Source organism: Haloarcula sp. Atlit-7R (genome assembly GCF_003666065.1).
Taxonomy (GTDB): Archaea; Halobacteriota; Halobacteria; order Halobacteriales; family Haloarculaceae; genus Haloarcula; species Haloarcula taiwanensis.
Window position 1 is genome coordinate 1 of the sequence record NZ_QXIK01000089.1, and the last position, 466, is coordinate 466.

A 466-nucleotide genomic window follows, 5' to 3' on the forward strand; every position below is an offset into this window, starting at 1 on the left:
AAAACAGCAAAAGCAGAAGAAAATATGACAGAAGGTCAATTGTGGAAAAAAGTTAAAGATTCTTTAATTGATTCAAATATAATTTTGGGAAATGAATATGAAACAATTGATGTTACCTACTTACAAAATTCTGGCAATTCAACGAAAGTCTCTGCACCTGGTAACTCTAATGAAGATTTCCTCTCCTATAAAGCGGATTTTTCTCGATTATTGCATATTGATATGGAAAAAATAAATGTGCCACCTGCAAATTTGAATGATCGAGTTGATGCTAATTCTATATGGAATTCTCTAACTAAACAATTAAAATCTAAAGGTTTAGTTAAAGACGGAGATACTATTACAATTCACACTTCAGAAAATAATATACCTAAAATAACAGGCAAAGTTGGAGATAACTATCAAGACAATAAAGGATTGATGTTGGAAAAACGATTAATCAACAAAATCACAATTGAATAAACCT

Annotated in this window: 1 protein-coding gene; it reads left to right on the top strand. The window is 29.6% G+C overall.

The annotated features are described in order from the left end of the window. A partial coding sequence (locus tag D3D01_RS22770) for a DUF4888 domain-containing protein (RefSeq protein WP_199725619.1) occupies positions 1-462 on the top strand: 462 nt, incomplete at its 5' end. Positions 463-466 lie beyond the last annotated feature (4 nt).